At 69.0% G+C, this 26,068-nt stretch carries 27 protein-coding genes and 1 tRNA gene; 14 read left to right on the forward strand and 14 right to left on the reverse strand.

All coding sequences use genetic code 11. The features are described 5' to 3' along the window. Positions 1–160: 160 nt before the first annotated feature. Positions 161–1,723 carry a phospholipase D family protein gene (locus QZ749_RS03085; protein ID WP_296943121.1) on the reverse strand — a complete coding sequence of 521 codons (1,563 nt, stop codon included), beginning with the start codon at positions 1,721–1,723 and terminating at the stop codon, positions 161–163. 4 nt (positions 1,724–1,727) lie between these two features. Continuing rightward, positions 1,728–2,504 (reverse strand): enoyl-CoA hydratase, encoded by a 777-nt coding sequence (locus tag QZ749_RS03090; RefSeq protein ID WP_296943123.1) that lies wholly within the window; start codon positions 2,502–2,504, stop codon positions 1,728–1,730. 118 nt (positions 2,505–2,622) lie between these two features. On the opposite strand from QZ749_RS03090, the gene QZ749_RS03095 reads away from it, so the two are divergent. Continuing rightward, the gene (locus tag QZ749_RS03095) at positions 2,623–3,885 is read left to right on the forward strand and encodes an MFS transporter (protein WP_296943125.1); all 1,263 of its coding nucleotides are present in this window, start codon (positions 2,623–2,625) and stop codon (positions 3,883–3,885) included. Here the strand turns inward: QZ749_RS03095 and QZ749_RS03100 are convergent. Further along, positions 3,882–5,123: a murein transglycosylase A gene (locus QZ749_RS03100; RefSeq protein WP_296943127.1), complete on the reverse strand. Its 1,242-nt coding sequence runs from the start codon at positions 5,121–5,123 to the stop codon at positions 3,882–3,884. The genes QZ749_RS03095 and QZ749_RS03100 overlap by 4 nt on opposite strands. Positions 5,124–5,135: 12 nt before the next feature. Between QZ749_RS03100 and QZ749_RS03105 the strand changes: the two genes are divergently transcribed. Continuing rightward, a complete protein-coding gene (locus tag QZ749_RS03105; protein ID WP_296943130.1) occupies positions 5,136–5,291 on the forward strand; it encodes a hypothetical protein in 156 nt (51 codons plus the stop codon). 8 nt (positions 5,292–5,299) lie between these two features. On the opposite strand, the gene apaG is transcribed toward QZ749_RS03105, so the two are convergent. After that, on the reverse strand, positions 5,300–5,674 hold the full coding sequence (apaG, locus tag QZ749_RS03110; RefSeq protein ID WP_296943132.1) for a Co2+/Mg2+ efflux protein ApaG: 375 nt from the start codon (positions 5,672–5,674) through the stop codon (positions 5,300–5,302). Positions 5,675–5,826: 152 nt separating this feature from the next. On the opposite strand from apaG, the gene rpe reads away from it, so the two are divergent. The 8 genes from rpe to QZ749_RS03150 all read left to right on the forward strand — a co-directional run bounded on the left by rpe (position 5,827) and on the right by QZ749_RS03150 (position 12,648). Then, the gene (gene rpe, locus QZ749_RS03115) at positions 5,827–6,498 is read left to right on the forward strand and encodes a ribulose-phosphate 3-epimerase (RefSeq protein ID WP_296943134.1); all 672 of its coding nucleotides are present in this window, start codon (positions 5,827–5,829) and stop codon (positions 6,496–6,498) included. Continuing rightward, positions 6,499–7,197 (forward strand): phosphoglycolate phosphatase, encoded by a 699-nt coding sequence (locus QZ749_RS03120; RefSeq protein ID WP_296943136.1) that lies wholly within the window; start codon positions 6,499–6,501, stop codon positions 7,195–7,197. A gap of 212 nt (positions 7,198–7,409) precedes the next feature. Next, positions 7,410–8,906, forward strand: a complete 1,497-nt coding sequence (gene trpE, locus QZ749_RS03125; protein WP_296943138.1) for an anthranilate synthase component I — start codon at positions 7,410–7,412, stop codon at positions 8,904–8,906. A gap of 1 nt (position 8,907) precedes the next feature. Further along, complete coding sequence (locus QZ749_RS03130; RefSeq protein WP_296943140.1) at positions 8,908–9,471, forward strand: aminodeoxychorismate/anthranilate synthase component II; 564 nt, start codon at positions 8,908–8,910, stop codon at positions 9,469–9,471. Positions 9,472–9,633: 162 nt separating this feature from the next. Next, positions 9,634–10,668 (forward strand): anthranilate phosphoribosyltransferase, encoded by a 1,035-nt coding sequence (gene trpD / locus QZ749_RS03135; RefSeq protein ID WP_296943142.1) that lies wholly within the window; start codon positions 9,634–9,636, stop codon positions 10,666–10,668. Position 10,669: 1 nt separating this feature from the next. Then, positions 10,670–11,317 carry a LysE family translocator gene (locus tag QZ749_RS03140; protein WP_296943144.1) on the forward strand — a complete coding sequence of 216 codons (648 nt, stop codon included), beginning with the start codon at positions 10,670–10,672 and terminating at the stop codon, positions 11,315–11,317. 10 nt (positions 11,318–11,327) lie between these two features. Continuing rightward, positions 11,328–12,128, forward strand: coding sequence for an indole-3-glycerol phosphate synthase TrpC (trpC, locus tag QZ749_RS03145; RefSeq protein ID WP_296943146.1), 801 nt, complete (start codon positions 11,328–11,330; stop codon positions 12,126–12,128). A gap of 1 nt (position 12,129) precedes the next feature. Next, complete coding sequence (locus QZ749_RS03150; RefSeq protein WP_296943148.1) at positions 12,130–12,648, forward strand: lipoprotein; 519 nt, start codon at positions 12,130–12,132, stop codon at positions 12,646–12,648. 35 nt (positions 12,649–12,683) lie between these two features. Here the strand turns inward: QZ749_RS03150 and QZ749_RS03155 are convergent, their stop codons facing one another. Continuing rightward, on the reverse strand, positions 12,684–13,487 hold the full coding sequence (locus tag QZ749_RS03155) for a helix-turn-helix domain-containing protein (RefSeq protein ID WP_296943150.1): 804 nt from the start codon (positions 13,485–13,487) through the stop codon (positions 12,684–12,686). Positions 13,488–13,835: 348 nt separating this feature from the next. Between QZ749_RS03155 and QZ749_RS03160 the strand changes: the two genes are divergently transcribed. Then, complete coding sequence (locus QZ749_RS03160) at positions 13,836–14,504, forward strand: siderophore-interacting protein (protein ID WP_296943152.1); 669 nt, start codon at positions 13,836–13,838, stop codon at positions 14,502–14,504. 28 nt (positions 14,505–14,532) lie between these two features. On the opposite strand, the gene QZ749_RS03165 is transcribed toward QZ749_RS03160, so the two are convergent. From QZ749_RS03165 to QZ749_RS03190, 6 genes are all read right to left on the reverse strand, one after another. Beyond that, positions 14,533–16,362, reverse strand: coding sequence for a M61 family metallopeptidase (locus QZ749_RS03165; RefSeq protein WP_296943154.1), 1,830 nt, complete (start codon positions 16,360–16,362; stop codon positions 14,533–14,535). Between the two features lie 61 nt (positions 16,363–16,423). Beyond that, complete coding sequence (locus tag QZ749_RS03170) at positions 16,424–17,038, reverse strand: nucleotidyltransferase family protein (protein ID WP_296943156.1); 615 nt, start codon at positions 17,036–17,038, stop codon at positions 16,424–16,426. Beyond that, on the reverse strand, positions 17,035–19,242 hold the full coding sequence (locus QZ749_RS03175; protein ID WP_296943158.1) for a xanthine dehydrogenase family protein molybdopterin-binding subunit: 2,208 nt from the start codon (positions 19,240–19,242) through the stop codon (positions 17,035–17,037). Before QZ749_RS03175 ends, QZ749_RS03170 begins: the two co-directional genes overlap by 4 nt. 10 nt (positions 19,243–19,252) lie before the next feature. Next, a complete protein-coding gene (locus QZ749_RS03180) occupies positions 19,253–19,711 on the reverse strand; it encodes a (2Fe-2S)-binding protein (protein ID WP_296943160.1) in 459 nt (152 codons plus the stop codon). Between the two features lie 105 nt (positions 19,712–19,816). Further along, positions 19,817–20,539, reverse strand: a complete 723-nt coding sequence (locus QZ749_RS03185; RefSeq protein ID WP_296943162.1) for a DsbC family protein — start codon at positions 20,537–20,539, stop codon at positions 19,817–19,819. Positions 20,540–20,572: 33 nt separating this feature from the next. Beyond that, positions 20,573–21,853, reverse strand: a complete 1,281-nt coding sequence (locus tag QZ749_RS03190) for an FAD-dependent monooxygenase (protein WP_296943163.1) — start codon at positions 21,851–21,853, stop codon at positions 20,573–20,575. 130 nt (positions 21,854–21,983) lie between these two features. On the opposite strand from QZ749_RS03190, the gene QZ749_RS03195 reads away from it, so the two are divergent. Next, positions 21,984–22,059, forward strand: a tRNA-Phe gene (locus QZ749_RS03195). Between the two features lie 49 nt (positions 22,060–22,108). Here QZ749_RS03195 and QZ749_RS03200 read toward each other — a convergent pair. Next, on the reverse strand, positions 22,109–23,023 hold the full coding sequence (locus QZ749_RS03200; protein WP_296943165.1) for a LysR family transcriptional regulator: 915 nt from the start codon (positions 23,021–23,023) through the stop codon (positions 22,109–22,111). A gap of 103 nt (positions 23,024–23,126) precedes the next feature. On the opposite strand from QZ749_RS03200, the gene QZ749_RS03205 reads away from it, so the two are divergent. After that, positions 23,127–24,149: an NAD(P)-dependent alcohol dehydrogenase gene (locus tag QZ749_RS03205; protein ID WP_296943167.1), complete on the forward strand. Its 1,023-nt coding sequence runs from the start codon at positions 23,127–23,129 to the stop codon at positions 24,147–24,149. A gap of 42 nt (positions 24,150–24,191) precedes the next feature. Beyond that, the gene (locus QZ749_RS03210; RefSeq protein WP_296943169.1) at positions 24,192–24,734 is read left to right on the forward strand and encodes a hypothetical protein; all 543 of its coding nucleotides are present in this window, start codon (positions 24,192–24,194) and stop codon (positions 24,732–24,734) included. Here the strand turns inward: QZ749_RS03210 and QZ749_RS03215 are convergent, their stop codons facing one another. Together QZ749_RS03215 and QZ749_RS03220 are read right to left on the reverse strand one after the other, a co-directional pair. Beyond that, on the reverse strand, positions 24,735–25,667 hold the full coding sequence (locus QZ749_RS03215) for a LysR family transcriptional regulator (protein WP_296943171.1): 933 nt from the start codon (positions 25,665–25,667) through the stop codon (positions 24,735–24,737). A 42-nt stretch (positions 25,668–25,709) separates the two neighbouring features. Continuing rightward, on the reverse strand, positions 25,710–26,057 hold the full coding sequence (locus QZ749_RS03220) for a CzcE family metal-binding protein (RefSeq protein ID WP_296943173.1): 348 nt from the start codon (positions 26,055–26,057) through the stop codon (positions 25,710–25,712). Between the last annotated feature and the right edge of the window lie 11 nt (positions 26,058–26,068).

A 26,068-nucleotide genomic window follows, 5' to 3' on the forward strand; every position in this document is an offset into this window, starting at 1 on the left:
TTTCGTTTGCTTCGTCAACCCCCTCGTTTTCTGCACCGCAATCGAAGTCATCAACACTTCTCGTCCAACTACTTGATTTCGCTGAACTTTTACTGCGCTGCAGAAGCAGGACGCGCACTATAGCAAATGGATGAGTTTGCCGCAAGGCCATGAGAACAGCCTACAACAGCCAGTCGATCGGCAGCCACGACAGCACGCGCACGCCGGCGCGCTTCCAGGCGTTCGTCCCCGGTTCCTCGGCATGCCGTACGGCGCCACCGCCGGTCCGCTCGATCCACGCCAGTTCGCCATCCTCGCCCAGCCGCACCGCATAGGCCTGCGCCGGCATGGATTGCGCCAGCGTGTCGTCGAGCCGTCCGGCCAGCGCCGGGCTGTCGATCACCAGGCCCATCTCCGTATTCAGCGCGATCGAGCGCGGATCGAGGTTGAAGGAGCCGACGAAGATGCGCTGCCCATCCACGCCGAAGGTCTTGGCATGCAGGCTGGACGAGGAACTGCCGCCGATGCGGCGCTGCTGCGCGTCGCCATCGCCCATGCGCTTCAACTCGTACAGCGCCACGCCCCCTTCCAGCAAGGCGCGCCGCCACCTGGCGTAGCCCGCGTGGACGGCCGCGACGTCGGTGGCATGCAGCGAATTCGTCAACACCCGCACCTGCACGCCGCCGCGCGCCATGGCGACGAGCGTCCGCGTCGTTTCCTCGCCCGGCACGAAGTATGGCGACACGATGTCGAGTCGTCGCCGCGGCTCGCCCAGCAGCGCGCGCAGCCGCGGCGCCATGTGCGCCCAGGCCGGCGCCGTCCCCAGCACCTTGGCCGGATCGTCGCTGACCAGGCGCGCCACGCCCCATTCCAGCGCCAGGCGCCGCTGCGCCAGCTGGGCGACGAATGGCGCGCTGCGCAAGGCGTCGAGATAGCCGCGCGCCTCCGGCCGCGTGCGCAGGAGGGCGGCCTGGCGCGGCAACGCGTCCGGCGCGTCGGCCTGCCCGGCATCGACCAGGGCCGCCACCGGATAGGCGGAGCCGCTGTTCCAGTAGCGGTCGAAATCGCGCGAGACGTCCTGCACCACCGGGCCGACGGCCAGCACGTCCAGGTCGACGAACAGGACATCGTCGGCGGCGCCGAAGTATTCGTCGCCGACGTTGCGCCCGCCCACGATCGTCGCCTGGTTATCGGCCGTGAACGATTTATTGTGCATGCGCCGGTTCAGGCGCGCGAACTCGGTCAGGTAGCCGAGGCTGCGCCAGCTGCGCATTGCGAAGGGATTGAACAGGCGGACTTCGACGTTCGGCGCGCGGTCCAGCGCCAGCAGCGCCGGGTCCAGGCCGTCGGTATTGTTATCGTCGAGCAGCAGGCGCACGCGCACTCCGCGCGCGGCGGCGGCGCGCAGCGATTCCAGCAGCAGCGTGCCGGTGAGATCCTTGCGCCAGATGTAGTACTGGACGTCGAGGCTGCGTTCGGCGCGCGCCGCCAGCAGGGCGCGCGCCGCGAACGCATCGCGGCCGTCGATCAGCGGATGGATGCCCGCCAGCCCCGGATGCGCCGCCGCCAGCGGCGCGATGGCCGTGCCCAGTGCGGTGCCGGCCGTGTCGAGGCAGGCGCTGGACGGCGCGCGCAGCATCGCCGTCGGCGGCGGCAGCGTCGGGGGAAGCCAGGCGCAACCGAGGAAGGCCCCCGCGACGATCGCGAACGCCGCGCCTCCCTTCAGGAAAGCCGACGTCCGCATGGGATCACATCCCGTCGAAGTTCGGCTTGCGCTTTTCCAGGAAGGCGGCCATGCCCTCCTTCTGCGCCGCCGTGCCGAAGCCGGCATGGAAGAAGCGACGCTCGTAGCGCACGCCCTCGGTCAGCGTGGTCTCGAAGGCGCGGTTGACGGCGTCCTTGATCTGCATGGCGACCGACACCGGCATCGCCGCGATGCCCTCGGCCACCTCCAGCGCCACCGTCATGGCCAGGTCGGCCGGCACCACGCGCGACACCAGGCCGGTGCGCTCGGCCTCGGCCGCGTCGATCATGCGCGCGGTCAGCAGCATGTCCATGGCCTTCGATTTGCCGATGGCGCGCGGCAGGCGCTGGGTGCCGCCCGCGCCCGGGGTCACGCCGACCTTGATCTCGGGCTGGCCGAATTTCGCATTGTCGGCGGCGATCAGGAAGTCGCACATCATCGCCAGTTCGCAGCCACCGCCCAGCGCATAGCCGGCGACGACGCCGATCACGGGCTTGCGCACGTCCAGGATATGTTCCCAGTTGCGGCCGATGTAGTTGCCCGGATAGGTGTCGGCGTAGGTGTAGTTGGCCATGGCGGCGATGTCGGCGCCCGCCGCGAAGACCTTGTCGCTGCCGGTCAGGATCATCACGTTGACGGACGGGTCGGCGTCGAACGCGTGCAGCGCATGTCCCAGCTCGTTCATCATGTTGTCGTTGAGGGCGTTCATCGCCTTCGGACGGTTCAGGCGGATCACGACGACCTTGTCGTGACGTTCGATCAGCAGGTCTGCATACTCCATGGGACACCCCTTATATGAGAAGACTTCCGGATTGTAGCGCCAGAACCACGAAAAGGTGACGTATACGGCAAGCCCGTGCTGCTATCATCGCCTGTCCCGCGATTCGCCGAGCCCGCCCGTGTCCCCCATCGCCTTCTTCCGTCGCCTCGCCGGCGACCAGCAACTGCGCAATCCCGATTTCCGCCGTTTCTGGGCCAGCAGCATCCTGTTCAACTTCGGCTCCCAGATCACGCTGCTGGCCCTGCCGATCTGCGCCGCCCTGCTGCTGCATGCGACGCCCGCGCAGATGGGCACCCTGGCCGCGGCCGGCTCCCTGCCCTTCCTGCTGTTCGGCCTTCCCACCGGCGTACTGCTGGAGCGCCGCCGGCGCCTGCCGGTCAAGCTGTGCAGCGATGCGATGGTGGCCATCGGCCTGGCGACCGTGCCGCTGGCCTGGTGGCAGGGCTGGCTGACGATCCACTGGCTGTACGCGATCGAATTCCTGCTCGGCACCAGCTACGTGGTGGGCGGCGGCGCCGAGCAGGTCTTCCTGACCTTCCTGGTCGGGCGCGACGGCCTGATCGACGCCCAGGCCAAGTTCGGCGCCACCGAATCGGCCTCGCGCCTGCTCGGCCCCGGCCTGGCGGGCATCCTGGTCCAGCTGCTGGGCGCGCCTGTTGCCATCCTGTGCAACGTGGCCGGCTTCGCCGTCTCGATCCTGAACCTGCGCCGCATCCGCGCACGCGAACCGCAGCCGCAGCCGCCGCGGTCGCACGCGCTCCGGGACATGCTCGACGGCCTGTCCTTCGTCTGGAAGCACCCCACCCTGCGCCTGCTGGCCTGGACCTCGGCCTGCTGGCACCTGCTGTTCTACGGCTACACGGCCTTGTACGTGCTGTTCGCCACCCGGGTGCTCGGGCTGGCGCCGGGGACGATGGGCATGGCGCAGATGCTGGGCGGCGTCGGCGTGTTCGTCGGCTCGATGCTGCTCAAGCCACTGGGACGACGCTTCGGTACCGGCGCCACCATCGCGATCGGCCTGTGCGCGTCGAGCCTCGGCTTCGTGCTGATGCCGGCGATCCCGCGCGACCTGATGGGGAGCAGCACCGCCAGCGCCATCGCGTATGCGGTCGTCGTGTTCTGGCTGGACTGCGGCGCCATCCTGTTCTTCCTGCCCTACCTGGCGCTGCGCCAGCGCGTCACGCCCGACGCCTTCCTCGGCCGGATGACCTCGACGATGCGCTTCCTGACCGTGGCCATGGCGCCGCTGGGCGCGGCCGGCGCCGGCATGCTGGGCGAACGCTACGGCGTGCGCGGCGGCCTGGCCTTCGTGGCCCTCGGCGCGGCCGCGCTCACGCTGGGCACCCTGGCGGGTACCCGGCTGCGCCATGTGAAAGACTAGCGCGCGGCCTGCGCCGGCGCCGGTCGCGGCAGCAGCACCCAGACCTGTCCGCGCTGCTTCATGCGGCCCGCATCGTCGGCCGCCTGCGCGCCGAAGCCGAAGAAGAAGTCGGCGCGGATGGCGCCCTTGATGGCGCCGCCGGTGTCCTGGCCCATCACCAGGCGTTGCAGCGGCACGTCGCTGGCCGGCGCGGTGGTCGCCAGGAAGATCGGCGCGCCCAGCGGCAGGAAGGCCGGGTCGATCGCGACCGAACGGGCCGGCGTCAGCGGCACGCCGAGCGCGCCCTTGGGACCGACGCCCGGATCCGGCAGGCGCTCCTCGCGGAAGAAGATATAGCTGGGATTGACGTTCAGGAGTTCCTGGCGCCGCTGCGGATGCGCGGCGATCCAGGCCTTGATGCCCTGCGCCGTGGCCTGTTCCGGCGTCAGCTCGCCCTGCTCGACCAGCCAGCGCCCGATCGCCTTGTACGGATGGCCGTTCTGGTCGGCGTAGGACACGCGCACGGTGCCGCCGCCGTCTTCCAGCACCACGCGGCCCGAGCCCTGCACTTCGAGGAAAAAGGCCTCGACCGGATCGTCGACCCACAGCAGTTCCTTGCCGGGAATGCGCGCGCGCTCGATCTCGGCGCGCGTGCCGTAGGGCACCACGGTCTTGCCGGCCAGGCGGCCGCGCAGGCGCATGCCCTTCAGGCTCGGGTAGACGCTGGCCAGGTCGACGGTGACCAGGTCGTCCGGCACCTTGTACAAGGGCGTCTGGTAGGCGCCGCCACGCTTGCGGGCGCCGCGCAGCATCGCCTCGTAGTAGCCGGTGATCAGGCCGGCGTCGGCGCCGTCGGCGGCGCGCACCAGGTTGGGCACGAACCAGGCCTCGAAATGGCGGCGGATCGCCGCGCCGTCGTTCGGGTCGACCTGGCGCGCCGCCGCGCAGGCGGCCTTCCAGTCGGCCCTGGCCTGCAGCGCGCGGCAGGACGCCTGCCACGCCGGCCAGGCCTGGCGCAGGTCGTCCTGGCGCCACCCCGGCAGCGCATCGAAGGCGACCGGGGTGAACAACGGCGCCGGCGGCTGCGGCTGGGGTTGCGGCTGCGGCTGCGGCGGCACGGTCACCGGCCCGACCGGCGGCGGCATCGTCACCGGCGGCTGCGGTTGCGGCCGGGACGGCTGTTGCGGCGCGGTCGAGCAGGCGGCCAGCAGGACGACGAGGGTCGATAAAGCGGGTACACTGCGGCGTGTCGAGAGCATGGGGAAACCGTGATGTGGATACTGCTGTTGGAAGCGGGCGTGGCGCTGTTCCTGCTGGTGTTCATCGTGTGGTGGACGATGTTTGCCGGCCGCAAGCCCGAGCAGGCGCCGCGCGCGCGGGACGCCAAGCGCGGACACGACGGCGAGGACGATGCGCCGGCCCCGTGATCCGGCGATCAGTGCAGGGCGTGCGGCAGCGACAGCACGAACTCCGGGATCGGCACCTCGAAGCGGTGGCCGTCCTCGGCGACGAAGAAATACTCGCCCTTCATCGAGCCGAGCTGGGTCTCCAGCTGGGTGCCGCTGGTGTATTCGAACTGCTCGCCCGGCTGCAGCAGCGGCTGGTGGCCGACCACGCCCAGGCCGCGCACTTCCTGCACCTGGTTGTTGGCGTCGGTGATCACCCAGTGGCGCGAGATCAGCTGGGCCGGCACGGTGCCGGTGTTGCGGATCGTGATCGTGTAGGTGAACACGTGCTGCGTCCGCTCCGGGCTGGATTGTTCCGGCAGGTACTGGGTCCTGACGGCGATCGCGAAATCGTAGGCGGGCATCGGTGTTCCTTGTCGTGTTGATCGGCGTGGCCAACATGATACAACGCCTGCCGAAACCGCGGCGGCGGACAGCGGGATGGCGGCCGGGCCGGGCCCGCCGGCGCGCATGGAGGTAAAATGACGCCTCTTCGATACCAGCCGTCCCGCAGACCATGACCACCTACCGCATCGCCCCCAGCATCCTGTCCGCAGACTTCGCCCGCCTCGGCGAGGAAGTGCGCAATGTCGTCGCCGCCGGCGCCGACATCATCCACTTCGACGTGATGGACAACCACTACGTCCCCAACCTGACCATCGGCCCGCTGGTGTGCCAGGCGATCCGCCCGCACGTGCAGGTGCCGATCGACGTGCACCTGATGGTCAAGCCGGTCGACCGCATCATCCCGGACTTCGCCAAGGCCGGCGCCGACATCATCACCTTCCACCCGGAAGCCTCGGAACACATCGACCGCACGCTGCAGCTGATCCGCGACAACGGCTGCAAGGCCGGCCTGGTGTTCAACCCGGCCACCCCGATGCACTACCTGGAACACGTGATGGACAAGATCGACATGGTGCTGATCATGTCGGTGAACCCGGGCTTCGGCGGCCAGTCCTTCATTCCGGAAGCGCTCAAGAAGATCGCGATCGCGCGCCGCCTGATCGACGAATCCGGCCGCGACATCCTGCTGGAAGTGGACGGCGGCATCAAGGCCGACAACATCGCCGCCGCCGCCGCGGCGGGCGCCGACACCTTCGTGGCCGGCTCGGCCATCTTCGGCAAGCCGGACTACAAGGCCGTGATCGACGCCATGCGCGCCGAGCTGGCCACGGTCGGCAAATAAATGCGGGCCGGCGCTGCGGCGATCCGGGCCGCCATCATCGACCTGGACGGCACCATGCTGCACACGGTGCCGGATTTCGAACTGGCACTGAACGGCATGCGCGCCGGCTTCGGGCTGGCGCCGATCACCGCGGCCGTCATCGAACCGATGGTCGGCAAGGGATCGGAGCGCCTGATCCGCGACGTGCTGGGGCTGGACTACGACGCGGCGCGCATCGACGCCGTGTTCGACGACGCCATGGCGTCCTACCAGCGCCACTACCTCGCCATCAACGGCGAACGCGCCACGCTGTATCCGGGCGTGAAGGAAGGCCTGGCGGCCCTGCAGGGCCTGGGCCTGCGCCTGGCCTGCGTGACCAACAAGCCGATCGCGTTCGCCCGCCCGCTGCTGGAACAAAAGGGGCTGGCGTCCTTCTTCGAGGTGGTCTACGGCGGCGATTCGCTGGCGCGCAAGAAGCCCGACCCGCTGCCGCTGCTGCAGGTCTGCCGCGACTTCGGGCTCGATCCCGGCCAGGTGGTCGCCATCGGCGACTCCAGCAACGATGCCGAGGCCGCGCGCGCGGCCGGCTGCTTCGTGCTCGCCGTGCCATATGGTTATAACCACGGAAAGCCCGTGCAAACCATGGATTCCGATGGTATAGTGGATTCGCTGCTCGATGCGGCAACGCTGCTAACTGCGCACAACCGTACCGCAACCTAACGCATTTCCGTAAATCGTCTATACATGTTTTCCGCCAAAAAACCCACCGTCACGCACACCGGCGCCCCTGAGGCCTGGGTCTGGCGACGCTGGCAATCCTGGTCCAACTGACCGCTTGATTGCTGCCGGTGCGCGTGCGCGTGCACAGCCCCGGCAGGTTTTTTGAAGACATCGCCGCCCCTCCCTCCTTCACCGGCGGCCTGGGAGAAAACATGACCGAACTCGAATTCAAGTCGCTGGCCACGCAAGGCTACAACCGTATCCCCCTGATCGCGGAAGCCTTCGCCGATCTCGAAACCCCGCTCACGCTGTACCTGAAACTGGCCCAGAGCCAGGGCGCCGGCAAGCATACCTTCCTGCTCGAGTCGGTGGTCGGCGGCGAACGCTTCGGCCGCTACTCCTTCATCGGCCTGCCGGCGCGCACGCTGCTGCGCACCCGCGGCGACGTCACCACGATCGAGCAGGACGGCCAGGTCATCGAGACCCACGAGGGCAACCCGCTCGACTTCATCGAACAGTACCGGAGCCGCTTCACGGTCGCGCTGCGTCCGGGCCTGCCGCGCTTCTGCGGCGGCCTGGCCGGCTACTTCGGCTACGACACGGTGCGCCACATCGAGAAGAAGCTGGCGCACACGGCGCCGAAGGACGACCTCGGCCTGCCGGAAATCCAGCTGATGCTGACCGAAGAGCTGGCCGTGATCGACAACCTGTCCGGCAAGCTGTACCTGATCGTCTATGCCGACCCGGCGCAACCCGAGGCCTATGCGAAGGCGCGCCAGCGCCTGAAGGACCTGCGCATGATGCTGCGCCGTAGCGTCGATGCGCCCGTCACCTCGAGCTCGGTGCGCACCGAGGCGGTCCGCGACTTCGGCAAGGAGGACTACCTGAAGGCCGTGGCCGTGGCCAAGGAATACGTGATGGCCGGCGACCTGATGCAGGTGCAGATCGGCCAGCGCATCCGCAAGCCCTACGTGGATTCGCCGCTGTCGCTGTACCGCTCGCTGCGTTCGCTGAACCCGTCGCCGTACATGTACTACTACAACTTCGGCGACATGCAGATCGTCGGCTCCTCGCCCGAGATCCTGGTGCGCAACGAACAGGAGCCCGATGGCCAGCGCAAGGTCACGCTGCGCCCGATCGCCGGCACCCGCCCGCGCGGCGCGACGCCGGAGCGCGACGCCGAGCTGGCGCACGAGCTGCTCAACGACCCCAAGGAGATCGCCGAGCACGTGATGCTGATCGACCTGGCGCGCAACGACATCGGCCGCATCGCCACCATCGGCAGCGTCAAGGTCACCGACCGGATGGTCATCGAGAAGTACTCGCACGTGCAGCACATCGTCTCGAACGTCGAAGGCACCCTGAAAGGCGGCCTGTCCAACCTGGACGTGCTGCGCGCCACCTTCCCGGCCGGCACCCTGACCGGCGCGCCCAAGGTGCGCGCGATGGAGGTCATCGACGAGCTGGAACCCGTGAAGCGCGGCATCTACGGCGGCGCCTGCGGCTACCTGTCGTTCGGCGGCGAGATGGACGTGGCCATCGCGATCCGCACCGGCGTGATCAAGGACGGCAACCTGTACGTGCAGGCGGCGGCCGGCATCGTGGCCGACTCCGTCCCCGAGATGGAATGGCAGGAAACGGAAAACAAGGCGCGCGCCGTGCTGCGCGCGGCCGAGCAAGTGCAAGACGGACTGGATGGAGAGATCTGACATGCTGCTCATGATCGACAACTACGACTCGTTCACCTACAACATCGTGCAGTACTTCGGCGAGCTGGGCGAGGACGTGCGTACCGTGCGCAACGACGAGATCACGCTCGGGCAGATCGCGGAACTGGACCCGGACCGCATCTGCATCTCGCCGGGCCCGAAGGCGCCGGTCGACGCCGGCGTCTCGGTGGACGTGCTGAAGGAATTCGCGGGCAGGAAGCCGATCCTGGGCGTGTGCCTGGGCCACCAGGCGATCGGCGAGGCGTTCGGCGGCAGGATCGTCCGCGCCAGGCAGGTCATGCACGGCAAGACCTCGAAGATCGCGCACACGGGCGTGGGCGTGTTCGCGGGCCTGCCCAGTCCCTTCACCGTGATCCGCTACCACTCGCTGGCGATCGAGCGCGCCTCGCTGCCGTCCTGCCTGGAGGTGACGGCATGGACCGACGACGGCGAGATCATGGGCGTGCGCCACAAGGAGTTCGACATCGAGGGCGTGCAGTTCCATCCCGAGTCGATCCTGTCGGAGCACGGGCATGCGATGCTGAAGAATTTCCTCGACCGCTGACCTGCGGGCGAACAGCGTCAGTACCACCGCCCTCGAGACCGTCATCCCCGCGCAGGCGGGGATCCAGTTCCTGCGCACCGCCCGCAACCTGGACCCCGGCCTGCGCCGGGGCGACGACTCATCGGTCAACGATCACTACGATTTCTGGATTGGACCCACGCCATGATCACTCCACAAGAAGCCCTCGTCCGCTGCATCGAGCACCGCGAAATCTTCCACGACGAGATGCTGCACCTGTTCCGCAGCATCATGTCCGGCGACATGTCCCCCACCATGGTCGCGGCGCTGACCATGGGCCTGCGCGTGAAGAAGGAAACCATCGGCGAGATCACCGCCGCCGCCCAGGTCATGCGCGAGTTCTCGACCAGGGTGCCGATGGCCGACACCACGAACCTGCTCGACATCGTCGGCACCGGCGGCGACGGCGCCCATACCTTCAACATCTCGACCGCCGCGATGTTCGTGGCCGCCGCCGCCGGCGCGCGCGTGGCCAAGCACGGCGGGCGCAGCGTGTCGTCGTCGAGCGGCAGCGCCGACGTGATCGAATCGCTGGGCGCCCACATCGACCTGAAACCCGAGCAGATCGCCCAGTCGATCGCCCAGACCGGCATCGGCTTCATGTTCGCGCCCAACCACCACAGCGCGATGAAGCACGTGGCGCCGGTGCGGCGCGAACTGGGCGTGCGCAGCATCTTCAACATCCTCGGGCCGCTGACCAATCCGGCCGGCGCGCCCAACATCCTGATGGGCGTGTTCCACCCCGACCTGGTCGGCATCCAGGTGCGCGTGCTGCAGCGCCTCGGCGCCCAGCATGCGGTGGTGGTCTGGGGCCGCGACAACATGGACGAGGTGTCGCTGGGCGCCGGCACCCTGGTCGGCGAACTGGTCGACGGCAAGGTCCGCGAATACGAGATCCATCCGGAAGACTTCGGCCTGCAGATGATCGCCAGCCGCAACCTCAAGGTGGCCGACGCCGCCGAGTCGAAGGCGCGCATGCTGGAGGCGCTGCGCGGCGAGCCGGGACCGGCGCACGACATCGTGGCGCTGAACGCCGGCACCGCGCTGTACGCGGCCGGCGTGGCGCCGTCGATCGCCGACGGCCTGGACAAGGCGCGCGCCGCCATCGCCTCCGGCGCGGCGCTGGCCAAGCTGGAGCAGTTCGTCGCCGTCACGCGCCAGCTCGGCGCGGCCAACTGACATGCCGGCCCACGCCTTCGGCATCCACGACCTGGGCCTGTTCGTCGTCTCCGGACTGCTGCTGAACATCATGCCGGGACCGGACTCGCTGTTGATCATGACGCGCAGCGCCACCCAGGGCTGGCGCGCCGGCAGCGCGGCGGCGCTGGGCATCGGCGCCGGCACCCTCGTGCACATCCTGGCGGCGGCGCTCGGCCTGTCGGCCCTGCTGGCCACGTCGGCGGCGGCGTTCACGGCCGTCAAGCTGGCCGGTGCGGCCTACATCCTGTACATGGCGCTCGGCCTGCTGCGCAGCCGGCGCCGCGACGGCGCCGCCGCCGCGCCGGCCGTCCCGCCGCTGCCGTACCGGAAGATCTTCGCCCAGGGCTTCCTCACCAACGTCCTGAACCCGAAGGTCGCGCTGTTCTTCCTCGCCTTCGTGCCGCAATTCATCGATGCCGGCGCGCCCGACAAGGCGCTGGCGTTCGTCGTACTCGGCTGCATCTTCAACATCAACGGCATGCTGTGGTGCCACGGCCTGGCGGTGTTCACCGCGCAGGCCAGCCGCCGCATCAAGCTCAACCCGTCCGTCGCACTGTGGCTGAACCGCGCCACCGGCGGCCTGTTCGTCTGGCTCGGCGTCAAGCTGGCGCTGTCGAAGCCATCGTAAAGGTTCCATCATGTCCGATATCCTGAACAAGATCCTCGCGGTCAAGGCCGACGAAGTCGCCGCCGCCCGCAAGCACCGCGACCTGGCCAGCCTGCGCCGCGACGTCGACACCGACGGCGCACTGCGCGCCGGCATCCGCGGCTTCGAAGCCGGCCTGCGCCGCAGCATCGCGGCGGGCCGCGCCGGCGTCATCGCGGAAGTGAAAAAGGCCTCGCCGTCCAAGGGCGTGCTGCGCGCCGACTTCCAGCCGGCCGCCATCGCGCACAGCTATGCGCAGGGCGGCGCTTCCTGCCTGTCGGTGCTCACCGACGTGCAGTTCTTCCAGGGCAGCGCCGACTACCTGCGCGCAGCGCGCGCCGCCTGCGACCTGCCGGTGATCCGCAAGGACTTCATCGTCGACCCGTACCAGGTGTACGAGGCGCGCGCGATGGGCGCCGACGCGATCCTCCTGATCGTCGCGGCGCTGGACCACGGCCTGATGGCGGACCTGGAAGCCTGCGCGATGGAACTCGGCATGGACGTGCTGGTCGAAGTCCATGACGATGCTGAGTTGACGGCGGCGCTGCGCCTCAAGACGCAACTGCTGGGCATCAACAACCGCAACCTGCGCACCTTCGATGTCACGCTCGACACCACCCTCGGCCTGCTGCCGCGTATCCCGGCCGAGCGCCTGGTGGTCACCGAGTCCGGCATCCTGGGACCGCAGGACGTCAAGCGCATGCGCGAGGCCGACGTGCATGCCTTCCTGGTGGGCGAAGCCTTCATGCGCGCGCCCGATCCCGGCAGCGAACTGCGACGATTATTCGACTGACATGAAAAAGATCATCCGCTCGGGCCTGGTTTTCATCACATTGATTGCTGGCTTGGGCGGATGCTCGAGCACCGGGCCGATCGGCCTGATGGCCAGCTCGCCGCCCGCTCCCATCGCCTCCCCCATCACGCATGCCGCGCCGCCCGCGCAGCCTGCCAGCCCCAGCATCCCGCCGCCGGCGGGCCTGGACGACTACAAGACCCTGGTCGCCCGCCACGTCCTCCAGCACAACGCCGACCTCGCCTTCGCCGGCACGCTGCCGCCGCTGATGCCCGCCGTCGTCGTGCTGCGCATCACGGTGGACCAGGCCGGCGCGCTGGCGGGCGTGGAAGTGCAGCGCGCGCGGGATACGAATGCGGCGCAGGTCGCGCTCGATTCGATGCGGCGCAGCGCGCCCCTGCCGCCGCCGCAGCGGCTGGCGCAGGCGGACGGCAGGCTGACGTTCTCCGAAACCTTCCTGTTCGGGGAACGCTACCGCTACCAGTTGCGCAGCCTGGCGCCGGTGCAGGCGTCCGAATGACGTCACGCCTCGACGTTGCGCCGCCGCGTCCGCCGCTACGTCCGCTGCTGAGCCATATAGCGTCCCGGCGGCGCACCGAGCATGCGCCGGAACATCGTCACGAAGCTGCCGGCGCTCTCGTAGCCCAGGCGATCGGCAACCTGCTGGATCGACATCCCCTTGGCGAGCAGCTGCAATGCCAGCATGATCCTGAGCTGCTGGCGCCAACGGCCAAAACTCATGCCCGTATGGCGGCTGATGAGGCGCGCCAGCGTGCGTTCGCTCATGCCGGCACGCGCCGCCCAGGCATCCATCGTCACCCGGTCGCCGGGATCGGCCACGATCATGTCCACGAGCTTGCGCAGGCGCTCGTCGGACGGCATCGGCAGGTGCAGCTTGCCCGGCGCCGCGATCGCCATCTCGTCCAGCAGCAGGGCTACCAGGCGCTGCGCCATGCCTTCCTCCGGATACAGCAGCGGCAAATGCGCGGCGCGGACCAGGAGTTCGCGCAGCAACGGCGTCGTGGACAAGGTACAGCAACTCGCAGGCAGGTCCCCGCACACTGCCGGATCGATGAACGCGTTGTAGCCCTCGATGCTGCCAGAGAACTTCACGCTGTGCAGCACCCCGCTCGGGATCCAGATGGCGCTTTGCGGCGGCACGATCCACAGTCCACCCTCCAGTTCGCAGCTGAGGACACCGCGTAGCGTCAGCATGAACTGGCTTTTCTCGTGCCGGTGGAACGCCAGCTCCACCTTGCCCAGGCGATCCGACATGATGCCGTAGGTGACGACGGGGCGCGGCACCGTGTCCGGCTGCACCCAGTCGGAAGGGAAACTCTGGTCGTTCAGCAGGGGCATGCGGGGATCGATTGGCAGGATTTCCAAATATTCTGTCAATCTTGCCCAATGCCGTCAAATGCAAACCCTTTTACCATGCAGGCAGCGGTGCACACTTCGTCAGGCGCCGGCCCCCGTCGACCCAACAAGGAGAACATGCATGTATTCACTCGACAACGGCCCCGTCGCCGGCACGCTGCCGCGACCTTGCCATGATGCCCGGACCGCCGACCGGTCCTTGGCGGCGCCGCTCATTGACAGCGGCAACGTGTTCACAGGGGTGGTCCGATGACGGCCGCATCGCCGGCGTCCGGCGTGGAGGCGACTGGTCGGACGGGATGGTTCCAGCAGACGCTGACGGACCTGTTCATGAAACGCGCGGTCGTGATCGATCGCGAACGGGTGGCCGAGCGCTTCTACCTGCTCACGCTCGAGAGCCCGCAGTTCCGGGGCGCCGGCTGGGTGCCCGGCCAGAAAATCCAGGTACGCATGGGCACGGGACTGGCGACGCGCACCTATACCCCGCTCGACTGGGACCCGGACAATGGGCGCCTGCGCATCCTCGCCTTTGCCCACGGCCCCGGTCCGGGAAGCGAATGGGCCAGCCGCGGCGGCCATGGCGACGCTTGCCATGTATTCGGGCCGCGCACTTCCATCGATCTGCGTGGCCGCGCCCCGGGACCGGTGGTCGTGCTCGGCGACGAGACCTCGCTCGGCCTCATCCATGCGCTGTCCGGCCAGGCGCCCGGCGGCGTGCACGGCCTCGTCGAAACGGACGCCTGCCGTCCTGTCCGGCAAGTCCTCGCGCGGCTCGGGCTGAAGAGCGTCGAACCGTTCGAGAAGCGACACGACGATGCGCACGTCGCGGACATCGAGTGCCGCCTGTCCGGCCTTGCCGCCGACGGCGCGCAGTTCGTGCTCACAGGCAGGTCGTGGTTCATCCAGCGCATGCGCCGGACGCTCAAGATGCTGGGCATGCCGGCCGGCCGCCTGACGGCCAAGGCCTATTGGGTGCCGGGCAAGACCGGGCTGGACTAGACGACAAGGCGCCGCGTCGGATGGGCCCTCAGCTCGCGCTCGGCCGCTTCACCGTCACCACGCGGCGCGTCCCCGGCGCCACGGCGACCTGCACGCAGGGCACGCGGTCGCCCTGCAGCGTGACGTCGAAACGCATCAGCTCGTCGCGGCGGAAGGCGTGCACCTCCACCGTGTCGCCGACGCGGTAGCGCGCGAACAGCTGGTCCAGGTTCGACGGGTTGCCGTTCACGCGCAGGCCGTCGACGGCGATCACGACGTCGCCCGCCGACAGGCCCGCCTGGTGCGCGGCGCCGCCTTCGTGCACCTGGGTCAGCCTGGCGCCGCCGGCGTCGCGGCCGATGCCGGCGTCCAGCGACGGACGGGCGCTCTTGCGCTCCTCCACCACCTTGACGCCGAACGGCGCGTACAGCTTGGCCAGCGGGATGTCCTCGGTGCCGCGGATGTAGCGGTCGAAGATCGACTTCAGGCGCACGCCGGCGACCTCGTCGAACAGCGCCTCGACCTCCTGCTCGGTCACGCCGCGTCCGCCCCCCGCGCCGCCGCTGTAGAAATCGCGGCCGTAGCGTTCCCACAGCGCCAGCATGACGTCGTCCAGCGACTTCGCGCCGCCGGTCCTGGCGCGGATCGTCAGGTCGAACGCGAGGCCCACCAGCGAGCCCTTGGTGTAGTAGCTGATGATGGCGTTCGGCGCGTTCTCGTCCTGGCGGTAGTACTTGCTCCAGGCGTCGAAGCTGGAATCGGCGATGCTCTGCTTGGTGCGGCCGCTGCCGCGCAGCACGCTGGCGATGGTCTTGCCCAGCAACTTGAAATAGGTCGCCTCGCTGATGATGCCGCTGCGCACCAGCATCAGGTCGTCGTAGTAGCTGGTGAAGCCCTCGAACAGCCACAGCAGCGGCGTGTAGTTCTCCACCTGCAGGTCGTAGGGGGCGAACACGGCCGGCTTGATGCGCTTGACGTTCCAGGTGTGGAAGTACTCGTGGCTGCACAGGCCCAGGAACTTGGTGTAGCCCTCGTTCGGCTCGGCCGTCTTCACGGCGGCGGTGGTCGGCAGGTCGGCGCGCGAGCAGATCAGCGCCGTCGAGGCGCGGTGCTCCAGGCCGCCGTAGCCGTCGCCGACGGCCATCGTCAGGAACACGTAGCGGTCCATCGGCGCCTTTTTCGTCTTTGGCTCGAAGAACGCGATCTGGGTGTCGCAGATGGCCTTCAGGTCCTGCTCCAGGCGCGCCATGTCCAGGTTGGGCACGCGGCCGGTGATGACGATGTCGTGGCGCACGCCGTGCGCCGTGAAGCCGCCCAGCGCGAAGTCGCCCATCTCGACCGGGTGGTCGACCAGTTCGTCGTAGTCGGCGGCGACGTAGGTGCCGAAGCCGTAGCGCCTGGCGCCCAGTTCCGGCAGCGAGGTCGCCACGCGCCAGGCGCGCGCGGCGGGGTCGGACGGACGCTGGATGTCGACCTGGTGCGCCGTGGCTTCCTGCCCCAGCACGCGCAGGAACACGCTGGTGCCGTTGAAGAACCCGTGGGTCTGGTCGAGGTGGGCGGCGCGCACCGACAGGTCCCAGGCATAGACTTCGTAGTGCAGCGCCAGCGGACCGGCCACCGGCGCGGCGCGCCAGGAATGCTTGTCGAGCTTGGCCAGCGCCACCGGCTGGCCGGCGCTCTCGGCGCGGATGCGCACGATGTTGCGCGCGAACTCGCGGATCATGTAGCTGCCCGGGATCCATGCCGGCAGCGCGAACACCTGGCCCTCCGGGTCCGGCGCCGCCACCGTGACGGTGACGTTGAACAGGTGCCCGGCCAGGTCCTTCGGCACGATCGTGTACTGGACGGCGGCCTGCTTCTTCTGGGTTGTTTTTTTCATGGTTCTGGAGAATCTCTCTTGATGCGCCGTAGTGTAATCGGATTCTCCAGGCGCTGGAATTCTATAAATCGGCGGGCGTGTCGACGTCGCGGAAAATACCGGCGTCGTCGACGGGGATCTCGGTGACCGCCGCGGCCCGCAGCAGCGCGCGCGCGCCCTGGTCGCCGCGCAGCGCCAGCAGCGCGTCGAGGTGGACGCGGCCGAAGCCGACCGGATTGCCGCGCCGCCCGTCCATGACGGGGGCGGCGATCGGCGCGCCGGCCGCCAGCGCGGCGACCAGCGCGTCCAGCGTGGCGGGCGCCACGTGCGGCATGTCGCCCAGCGCCACCAGCCAGGACGGCGCCCCGGGAAGCACCTGCAGCGCATGGCGCAGCGCATGCACCAGCGACGCCGCCATGCCGCTGTCGGCCTGCGGGCAGGTGGTGACGATGCAACCGAGTCCCGCCAGCAGCGCGGCCACGCCGCCATCGTCCGGCGGCACCACCGCGACGACGCGCGGCAGCGCGGCCAGCAGCTTGCGCGCGCTGGCCGCGACCACCGGCTCATCATGAATACCGGCGCCGGCCAGCGGCTGCAACAGCTTGTTGCGCACGCCGGCCGGATCGAAACGGCGTCCCCGGCCGGCCGCCATCAGGATGCCGACGGGGAAGGAAGCCGGGGACGCCGCCGCCGTCATGCCGCCGCCAGGTCGAACGGCAGCTTGCGCAGGCGCTTGCCGGTCAGCCTGAAGACGGCGTTGGCGAAGGCCGGCGCCAGCGGCGGCAGGCCCGGCTCGCCGATGCCGGTGGGCGCGTCCTGCGAGGGCACGAGGTGCACGTCGATGTGCGGCATGTCGTTCATGCGCGCGACCACGTAGTCGCCGAAGTTCTGCTGCTCGACCACGCCGTCCTTCAGCGTGATGGCGGCGCCCGGCAGCGTCATGCCCAGGCCCATCAGCGCCGCGCCCTGCATCTGCGCCTCGATGGTGAGCGGATTGACCGCCAGGTTGCAGTGCACGCCGGCGGTGACCCTGTGCAGCTTCGGCGCACCGTCCTTGATCGAGGCTTCGACCACGTAGGCGACCACGGTGTTGAACGACTCGTGCACGGCGACGCCCCAGGCATGCCCCTTCGGCAGCACCTTCTTGCCGTAGCCCGACTTGGCCACGGCCAGGTCGAGCGCCGCGTGGTGGCGCGCATGCTTCGGATCGATCAGCTTCTTGCGGTAGGCCACCGGGTCGGCGCCGGCCGCATGCGCCGCCTCGTCGATCAGCGTCTCCATCACGAACGCCGTGTGGGTCGAGCCCACCGAACGCCACCACAGCACCGGCACGTTGGCCTTGGCGATGTGGGCCGACAGGTTCAGCGGCACGGCATACGGCTCGCCCATGCCCTCGACCATGGTCGAATCGACGCCATCCTTGATCATGAAGCCTTCGAACGGGGTACCGGCGGCGATCGACTGGCCGACGATGACGTGGTTCCAGGCCACGATATTGCCCTTGTCGTCCAGGCCCAGGTCGGCGCGGTGCACGTGCGACGGGCGGTAGTAGCCGCCCTTGATGTCGTCCTCGCGGCTCCAGATCATCTTCACGGGGCCCGTGTTGCCGGCGGCCTTGTAGGCCTTGGCGATGTTGACGGCTTCGACGATGAAGTCCGAGGTCGGCACCCCGCGCCGGCCGAAGCCGCCGCCGGCCATCATGGTGTGCAGCGTCACCTGTTCCGGCTTCAGGCCGGCGGTCGCGGCGGCGGCGGCCCGGTCGCCGGTCTGGAACTGCGAACCCACCCACAGCGTGCAGGCGTCGTCCTTCAGGTCGACCGTGCAGTTGATCGGTTCCATCGGCGCGTGCGCCAGATACGGGAACTCGTACACGGCCGAGATTTTCTTCGGCGCGTTCGCCAGTTTCGACACGTCGGCCTTGCGCGACGACGCGCCCGGCGTCTTCGAGGTTTCCGTGAACTGCGCCAGCTGCCGGGCGCTGTCGGCCTTCTCGACGGCGGCCGTGTCCCATTCGATCGCGAGCGCGTCGCGGCCCTGCTTGGCCGGCCAGTAACCGTCGGCGACGACGGCGACGGCGCGCCCGCCGCGGTCGGCCGGGATCTCCAGCACGGCGACCACGCCCTTGATTGCCCTGGCCCTGGCGGCGTCGAACGTCGCCGGCCTGGCGCCGAACACCGGCGGGTGCGCGACGACGGCGACCTTGCAGCCGTCGAGCTTGACGTCCAGGCCGAACTGCTGGCTGCCGGTGGACTTGGCGCGCGCATCCAGGCGCGCCATCGGCTTGCCGATGTAGCGGAACTGCTTCTGGTCCTTCAGCGTCACCGCCTGCGGCACCGGCAGCCTGGCGGCGGCATCGGCCAGCGCGCCATAGCGGGCCTTCTGGCCGGCCGGGCCGATCACCGTGCCCTTGTCGGTGCGGCACCTGGCAGGGTCCACGTTCCACTGCTGCGCCGCGGCCGCGACCAGCATCGCGCGGGCGCGCGCGCCGACTTCGCGGTACTGGGTGAAGGAGTGGGCGATGGTGCCCGAACCGCCGGTGATCTGCATGCCGAACACCGGGTCCTTGTAGACGTCGCCGGCCGGGGCCAGCTCGCTGCGCATCTGGCGCCAGTCGGCGTCCAGCTCGTCCGCGATCACCATCGGCAGCGCGGTGTGCACGCCCTGGCCGAATTCGAGGCGGTTGACGATCACGGTGACCGTATCGTCCGGCGCCACGCGCACGAAGGCGTTCGGCGCGTACACCACCGGTTTGGCCTCGGCCGCGCGCGCCAGGCGGCCGCCGCCCGGCAGCATGAAGCCCAGCACCAGGCCGCCGGCGGCGCCCGCGCCGGCCTTCAGGAATCCGCGGCGCGAGGCCATGCCGCCGGTTGCGCCGGCATTCTTGAACCATTCAGCTCGCATGTCGTCCTCCTCAGGCCAGGGTCTTGGCGGCATCCTTGATGGCCGCGCGGATGCGTTGATAGGTGCCGCAGCGGCAGATATTGCCGCTCATGGCGTTGTCGATGTCGCTGTCGCTGGGCGTCTTGTTGGTGCGCAGCAGCGCCGTGGCGCTCATCACCTGCCCGCTCTGGCAGTAGCCGCATTGCGGCACGTCGTGCCGGACCCAGGCGTCCTGGACGGCCTTGCCGACCTTGTCGGACGCCATCGCCTCGATGGTCGTGATCTTCTGGCCGCTGGCGGCCGAGATCGGCGTGATGCAGGAACGGATGGGCTCGCCGTTCAGGTGCACCGTGCAGGCGCCGCACAGGGCGGCGCCGCAGCCGAACTTGGTGCCCGTCATGTTCAGGTTGTCGCGCAGCGCCCACAGGATGGGCGTGGAGGGATCGGCGTCGACCTGGAGGTCGCGCCCGTTGATGTTCAAAGTGACCATTGCGGCTCCCTAGTGGATGTGGAAAAACGTGTTTTTCTATGTCTCGATACGACGACGCCGCACCCGGCCAGGCGTGCGGCGCTTGCTGCTCGGTACTGCAACCGGTTACTGCTTAACGGTGGCCAGCTTGGCTTCGAGGGCCTTCTGGTCGATCGCGCCCGGGATGCGGGTGCCGTCGGCGAAGAAGATCGCCGGCGTGCCCTGGATCTTCATCTTCTGGCCCAGCGCCAGCACCTTCTCGTTCGGCGACTCGCAGCTGGCGGCGGCGGCCGGCGCGGCCTTGCCGTTGATCATCCAGTCGTCCCAGGCCTTGGCGCGGTCCGGCGCGCACCAGATGTTCTTCGACTTCACGAACGAATCCTCGGACAGGATGTTGTACATGAAGGTGTAGATCGTGACGTTGTCGATGTTCTTCAGCGTGGTCTGGCGCAGGCGCTTGCAATAGCCGCAGTTCGGGTCCTCGAACACGGCGATCACGCGCTTGCCGTCGCCCTTGACCTGCTTGATCGCCGATTCGAACGGCAGGTCGGAGAACTTGATCTTGTTGATGTCGTCGATGCGCTCGCGCGTCAGGTCGCGCGTGGTCTTGGCGTCGTAGACGTGGCCGATGAACAGGTACTCGCCCTTTTTATCGGTGTACAGGATGTCGCCGGCGACGCGCAGTTCGTACAGGCCGCCGTACGGCGTTTCCTTGACCGACTCGATCTTGGCGCCGCCCAGGCGCGGTTCGACGGCCTTCTTGATGGTCGCCTCGACCGAATTCTGCGCCTCGACGCAGGACGCCATCAGGCCGGTCGCCAGCAGGACGGCGAGCTTCGTTTTGAGCATGACTGAAATTCCCAATTCTTTCTGTGTGGATCGTTACCTGCCCATCGCATGGGCAATCAGCCGACGCTTAACCATAGGCAACTTATCCAGCAAGTTTAATCCCAAATTGCGAACCACGCGCAGCGGTTCCAGATTTGCGCCGAACAGGCGCTCCAGGCTGTCGGTGGCGAATTGCATCAACAGCACGTCTTCCTTGCGGGCTCTCGCGTAGCGGGCCAGCACGCGCTCGTCGCCGATGCCCTGCTGCGCCTCGCGCGCGCCCAGCACCTTCAACAGGTCGACGACGTCGCCGAAGCCCAGGTTCATGCCGTGCCCGGCCAGCGGATGCACGCCGTGGGCGGCGTCGCCCGCCAGCGCCACGCGCGGCGCGACGATCGCGTGCGGGCGGATCAAGAGCAGCGGGATCGCCTGGATTGGCGGCGTCGGCAGCTGTTCCGGCTCGAGCGGGCGCAGCACGCCCAACGTGGATTCCGAATATTCGCCCAGGCGGATCGCCAGCTCGCCCAGCGATTCGTTCATGATGGTGTCGGCCAGCGCATCCGGCGCCGACCACACCAGCGACACGCGGTTGCCGGGCAGCGGCAGCAGCGCGACGATGCCGTCCTTGCCGGTGAACCACTGGCGGGCAACGTTGTGGTGCGGCTTTTCGCAATAAAAATTGGTGACGACGCCGCGCTGGTGGTAGGAACGGTAGTCGATGCCGATGTCGCACTGGCCGCGCACCCAGGACTGGCGCCCGTCGGCGCCGACGACCAGCTGGGCCTCGATGCGGGCGCCGTCTTCCAGCTCGACCGTCGCGTGCTCGGCATCCGTGGCCAGGCGCACGGCGCGGCCGCTGACCACGTGCACGTTCCGGGCGAAGCGCAGGGCGGCGTCGAGCGCCTGGCCCAGGTTGCCGTCCTCGACGATCCAGGCCAGCGTGCCCGCATGCGCGCCGAAGGCGTCGAAGCCGAGGTGGCCCGCCTGCGGGCCGTCGCCCTGCACGTCCATCGCGTCGACGGTGGCCACGCGCGCCATGTCGAGCGCGCCCCATACCTTCAGCGACGACAGCAGCGTGTGCGCCGTGTGGTTCAGCGCGTACACGCGCGTATCCCACGGCGCCGCGCCCGCCGCCCCGTCCTGCGTCGCCGCTCGCGCGGGCGGCACCAGCAGGGTCACGCTGTGGCCGGCCTGGGACAGGCCGAGCGCGGCGGTCTTGGCGATCGCACCGTTGCCGACGATGCAGACATCGCTACTGTGGACGATCCCCTGGCGGGCATCGGCATGCCGGGCGTCGGGGCGGGAAGTGGCGGAGGAAGAGGTCTGTGTGGTCATGGAGACATTATAGACCCTTCGCCGTGTCCGGTTTTCGTCGTTCGGGCCCCCTGTCCCCTGCGCCGGCCCAAAAAATCGCTCGGCAGGACTTGCGATCCCGCAAAGCGCTGGCTATAATCATGCCTCTCTTGGCCTGGTAGCTCAGTTGGTAGAGCAGAGGATTGAAAATCCTTGTGTCGGTGGTTCGATTCCGCCCCGGGCCACCAAGAATTCAGCAGCATGTCGATGACGCCACCTCCGGGTGGCGTTGTCGTTTCAAGTCCCTCCTCCCGACGACGGCCCCCGCAGCTTGACGAAATCCACGAAAGCGCGCAGCGCGGCCGGCATGCGCGTACTGCCCGGGTAATACAGGTAGAAACCGGCGAACGGCCGGCACCACGGTTCCAGCACGCGCACCAGTTCGCCGCGCTGCAGGTGCGGCGCCACCAGGCTCTCGACCAGGTAGGCCAGGCCGGCGCCGCGCAGCGCCCCGTCCAGCAGGACGTTGGTGTCGTTCACGGTCAGCACGCTCTCGACATCGACGTCGATCGATCCCTCCGGACCGTCGAAGCGCCAGCGCTGCAGCACGCCCGTTTCGCGCCAGCGGTAGCCGAGGCAGGCGTGCCCGTGCAGGTCGCGCGGCTCCCGCGGCGGCGGCCGTTGCGCGAGATACGCGGGCGCGCCGACGACGGCCATGCGCAGGTCCGGCGTGAGCCTGACGGCGACCATGTCCTGGTGCACCAGTTCGCCCGACCGGATGCCGGCATCGAAGCCGCCGGCGACGACGTCGGTGATGCTGTCGTCGATCACCAGGTCGAGCCGGACGCCCGGATAGGCGGCCAGGAAGTCGGCCAGCAAGGGCGCCACCACGAGCTGGGCGGCGCTGCGCGGCAGGTTGATGCGCACGACGCCCGTGGGACGGTCGGGGCGGGTGCCCGCATCGCGCACGGCCTCCTCCACCTCCGCCAGCGCCGGCCGCAGGCGCGCGAACAGGGCTTGCCCGGCTTCGGTCGGGGCGACGCTGCGCGTGGTGCGGTTGAGCAGGCGCGTCTCCAGCCTTTCCTCCAGCGCGCGGATCGTGTGGCTCAACGCGGACGGCGACACGCCGAGCCGCTGGGCGGCGCGGCGGAAGCTGCGCTCGGACGCCACGGTCACGAACGCGAACAGTTCGGAAAAATCGCCACCTTTCATATTGATGCACCATGCTCAACAACACGTGCCGATTATAGGGTATTCATTTCATCAATCGCCCATGCCAGACTACGTCCCATCATCGACGAGACAGGACGACATCATGGCAAGGACAATGCGGCGTTGGGAGATCGACGCCATCGGACGCGACCGGCTCACCCTGCGCGAGGTGCCCGTGCCGGCCCCGGGACCGGGACAGGTACTGGTGAAGGTGGCGGCGGTCGCCCTGAATCACCGCGACAAGATGGTCGTCGAGACCGGACGCGGCCTGCCGCTCGCGTTTCCGTTCACGCCCGGTTCCGACCTGGCCGGCGAAGTGGTCGCGGCCGGCCCCGGCGCCAGCCGCTTCGCCGTCGGCGAGCGCGTGATCTCGACCTTCATGCCGGACTGGATCGACGGCCTGCGCCCCGGCGATGCGCGCACGCCGGCCTACCGCACGCTCGGCGGCCACTATCCCGGCGTGCTGGCGGACTACGTGGCGATGCCCGAAGCGTGGTTCGTCCATGCCCCGGCCACGCTGGCGGATACCGAGGCCTGCACCCTGCCCTGCGCCGGCGTCACGGCCTGGTTCGCCCTCGTGGAACGCGCCCGCGTGCGCGCCGGCGACACGGTGCTGATTCCCAGCACCGGCGGGGTCGCGCTGTTCGGCCTGCAGATCGCCAAGGCGCACGGCGCCGAGGTCATCGTGTCCGGCCGCGCGCGCAAAGAGGCGCGCGCCCGCGCGCTGGGCGCGGACCACTACATCGACAGCAGCCGCGCCGACTGGCTCGACGCGGTGTACGCGCTCACCGCCGACCGCGGCGCCGATCACGTCCTGGACGTCGTCGGCGGCGCCCACCTCGGCAAGTCGGTGCAGGCCGCGGCCGTCGGCGGCCACGTCTGCCAGATCGGCGCGCTCGACGGCTTCGACCTGGCCGCCCCGGCGATGCCCCTGATGCTGAAGGACGTGACGATCCACGGCATCGGCACCGGCAGCCGCCGGGCGCTGGAAAACCTGGTGCGCGCCGTCGACCGCATCGGCTTGAAACCCGCGATCGATGCGCGCTACCCGCTGGCCGGCCTGCCGGCCGCCTTCGATCACCTGGACCGCGGGGCGTTCGGCAAGATCGTCATCGAGACGGCCTGAAGCCGGCTGGCGCCGCGCGCCGCGCTGCGCTACCCTTGCCCCATGCACATCAGCCAACTCCCCACCCACACGCTGGAATTGCGCGTGCGCGAGCTGCAGCAGCTGTTCAACTCGCTCGATCCGGCGCCCTTCCTGAACAAGGACCTCGACCGCGCCTGCGAGGAATACATCGAGAACTGGGCGATGGCGCTGCCGCGCCAGAGCCGCCTGCACCTGTCGATCTGCGTGGAGCGGCTGGACGCGCCCGAGCAGGCCGGCGACCTGGTCGCCGACGCCATCCACAACTACTACGGCTACAAGATCGGGCTGGTGCGCGGCCAGCTGCGCCAGCTGTTGCGCGAGGGGCGCACCAGCCTGCTGATCGGCTTCTCCTTCGTCGCGGCCTGCCTGTCGCTGGCGGAAGTCGTCGCCAGCTTCGGCGCCGGTCCCACCGCGAAGATCGCGCGCGAGAGCCTGACCATCATCGGCTGGGTGGCGATGTGGCGGCCGGTGCAGATCTTCCTGTACGACTGGTGGCCGCTGACGGGGCGCATCAAGGTGTTCGAGAACCTGCGCTTCGCGCGGGTCAGCGTGGCGCAGGGCTGATCAGGCGAAGTGCGCCGCGTCGCGCGCCAGGGCCGGCGGCAGCGCGTGCTTGAGCAGGTCGATCCAGGCGCGCGTCTTGGCATCGACGAAGCGGCCCGACGGCAACAGCGCGAAGATCCCGATCTCGGGCGAGCGCCAGCCCGGCAGTACCCGCGCCAGCCGGCCGTTCTCGATGTCCTCGACGATGCTGTAGAACGGCAGCATCGCGATGCCCAGGCCGCGCAGCGCGCCGTCGAGCACGACCTCGGCGGCGTTGCCGACCAGCGGGCCTTGCGGGTCGAGCCTGACGTGGTCGGTGCCGTTGTCCAGCTCCCAATGCGACGTCACCGAGGAATTCACCAGGCGCAGGCAGGTATGGCGGGCCAGGTCGTCCGGATGGCGCGGGGCGCCGCAGCGCGCCAGGTAGTCCGGCGCCGCGCACAGCACCGAGAACATCCGGCCCAGCTTGAGCGCCACCAGGGCGGAATCGGGCAGGGACTGGGCCAGGTAGACGCTGACGTCGATGCCCTCGGCCAGCAGGTCGGGCGGATCCTGCGAGGCGCTGTAGTCGAGGGTCACGCGCGGATTGGCCGCGCAGTAGCGCGCCACCAGCGGCGTCACGTAGCGGTTGCCGAAGGCCGTCATGCACATCACGCGCAGCCGTCCGGCGGACTGGCCGGTGCCGGCCACCTCCCCTTCCGCCTGCGCCACCATGTCGAGGATGGCCTTGCACTGGCCGGCATAGCGCGCGCCGGCATCGGTGGCGGCGATGCGCCGCGTGGTACGGTGCAGCAGCTTGGCCTGCAGGCGGTTTTCCAGCAGCGTCACCAGGCGCGACACCTGGGCCTTGGTGATGCCCATGTGGCCGGCGGCGGCGGTGAAGCTGCCGCCGTCCAGCACGTGCACGAAGGCCGTCATCGCGTGCAGCAGTCCATGGTCGAGATCCTTGCGCATAGCCCGCCATCTTACCGCAGGCGGGCGATGCGCGTTCCCGCGTCAGTTGTTCTGGTACAGCGGGTTGTCGGACACGTAGGTCGTGACGCGATGGTCGACCAGGCCCGGCGGCGCGATCCGCGCCAGGTCGAACGGCACGACGTGGGCCACGCCGTTCTGGAAGTTCCAGGTGAAGGAACGGTCGCCGACGACGAAGCGCACGACCGAGCCGCCGGTGACGTTGACGTGGCGCGTGGCCGCGGTGATGACGATGACCTGGTCGGCCCGCGTCTCCCGCGGCACGGCGTTGCCGGCGAAGTCGAGCGGCTGTTCGGCGGCGCCGGCGGCCAGGGTGGTGGCGAGCAATACGGGGAGCATTACGGGGAAGAGCAGCGTGGTTTTCATGTTCATGTCGGTTTCCG

The organism is uncultured Massilia sp., assembly GCF_913773735.1.
Taxonomy (GTDB): Bacteria; Pseudomonadota; Gammaproteobacteria; order Burkholderiales; family Burkholderiaceae_D; genus Telluria.

Bases quoted from the DNA above. Each gene is read 5' to 3' on its own strand.
- QZ749_RS03085 (WP_296943121.1), bottom strand. From the start codon at position 1,723: ATGCGGACGTCGGCTTTCCTGAAGGGAGGCGCGGCGTTCGCGATCGTC.
- QZ749_RS03090 (WP_296943123.1), bottom strand. From the start codon at position 2,504: ATGGAGTATGCAGACCTGCTGATCGAACGTCACGACAAGGTCGTCGTG.
- QZ749_RS03100 (WP_296943127.1), bottom strand. From the start codon at position 5,123: ATGCTCTCGACACGCCGCAGTGTACCCGCTTTATCGACCCTCGTCGTC.
- QZ749_RS03105 (WP_296943130.1), top strand. From the start codon at position 5,136: ATGTGGATACTGCTGTTGGAAGCGGGCGTGGCGCTGTTCCTGCTGGTG.
- apaG (WP_296943132.1), bottom strand. From the start codon at position 5,674: ATGCCCGCCTACGATTTCGCGATCGCCGTCAGGACCCAGTACCTGCCG.
- rpe (WP_296943134.1), top strand. From the start codon at position 5,827: ATGACCACCTACCGCATCGCCCCCAGCATCCTGTCCGCAGACTTCGCC.
- QZ749_RS03120 (WP_296943136.1), top strand. From the start codon at position 6,499: ATGCGGGCCGGCGCTGCGGCGATCCGGGCCGCCATCATCGACCTGGAC.
- trpE (WP_296943138.1), top strand. From the start codon at position 7,410: ATGACCGAACTCGAATTCAAGTCGCTGGCCACGCAAGGCTACAACCGT.
- QZ749_RS03130 (WP_296943140.1), top strand. From the start codon at position 8,908: ATGCTGCTCATGATCGACAACTACGACTCGTTCACCTACAACATCGTG.
- trpD (WP_296943142.1), top strand. From the start codon at position 9,634: ATGATCACTCCACAAGAAGCCCTCGTCCGCTGCATCGAGCACCGCGAA.
- QZ749_RS03140 (WP_296943144.1), top strand. From the start codon at position 10,670: ATGCCGGCCCACGCCTTCGGCATCCACGACCTGGGCCTGTTCGTCGTC.
- trpC (WP_296943146.1), top strand. From the start codon at position 11,328: ATGTCCGATATCCTGAACAAGATCCTCGCGGTCAAGGCCGACGAAGTC.
- QZ749_RS03150 (WP_296943148.1), top strand. From the start codon at position 12,130: ATGAAAAAGATCATCCGCTCGGGCCTGGTTTTCATCACATTGATTGCT.
- QZ749_RS03155 (WP_296943150.1), bottom strand. From the start codon at position 13,487: ATGCCCCTGCTGAACGACCAGAGTTTCCCTTCCGACTGGGTGCAGCCG.
- QZ749_RS03160 (WP_296943152.1), top strand. From the start codon at position 13,836: ATGAAACGCGCGGTCGTGATCGATCGCGAACGGGTGGCCGAGCGCTTC.
- QZ749_RS03165 (WP_296943154.1), bottom strand. From the start codon at position 16,362: ATGAAAAAAACAACCCAGAAGAAGCAGGCCGCCGTCCAGTACACGATC.
- QZ749_RS03170 (WP_296943156.1), bottom strand. From the start codon at position 17,038: ATGACGGCGGCGGCGTCCCCGGCTTCCTTCCCCGTCGGCATCCTGATG.
- QZ749_RS03175 (WP_296943158.1), bottom strand. From the start codon at position 19,242: ATGCGAGCTGAATGGTTCAAGAATGCCGGCGCAACCGGCGGCATGGCC.
- QZ749_RS03180 (WP_296943160.1), bottom strand. From the start codon at position 19,711: ATGGTCACTTTGAACATCAACGGGCGCGACCTCCAGGTCGACGCCGAT.
- QZ749_RS03185 (WP_296943162.1), bottom strand. From the start codon at position 20,539: ATGCTCAAAACGAAGCTCGCCGTCCTGCTGGCGACCGGCCTGATGGCG.
- QZ749_RS03190 (WP_296943163.1), bottom strand. From the start codon at position 21,853: ATGACCACACAGACCTCTTCCTCCGCCACTTCCCGCCCCGACGCCCGG.
- QZ749_RS03200 (WP_296943165.1), bottom strand. From the start codon at position 23,023: ATGAAAGGTGGCGATTTTTCCGAACTGTTCGCGTTCGTGACCGTGGCG.
- QZ749_RS03205 (WP_296943167.1), top strand. From the start codon at position 23,127: ATGGCAAGGACAATGCGGCGTTGGGAGATCGACGCCATCGGACGCGAC.
- QZ749_RS03210 (WP_296943169.1), top strand. From the start codon at position 24,192: ATGCACATCAGCCAACTCCCCACCCACACGCTGGAATTGCGCGTGCGC.
- QZ749_RS03215 (WP_296943171.1), bottom strand. From the start codon at position 25,667: ATGCGCAAGGATCTCGACCATGGACTGCTGCACGCGATGACGGCCTTC.
- QZ749_RS03220 (WP_296943173.1), bottom strand. From the start codon at position 26,057: ATGAACATGAAAACCACGCTGCTCTTCCCCGTAATGCTCCCCGTATTG.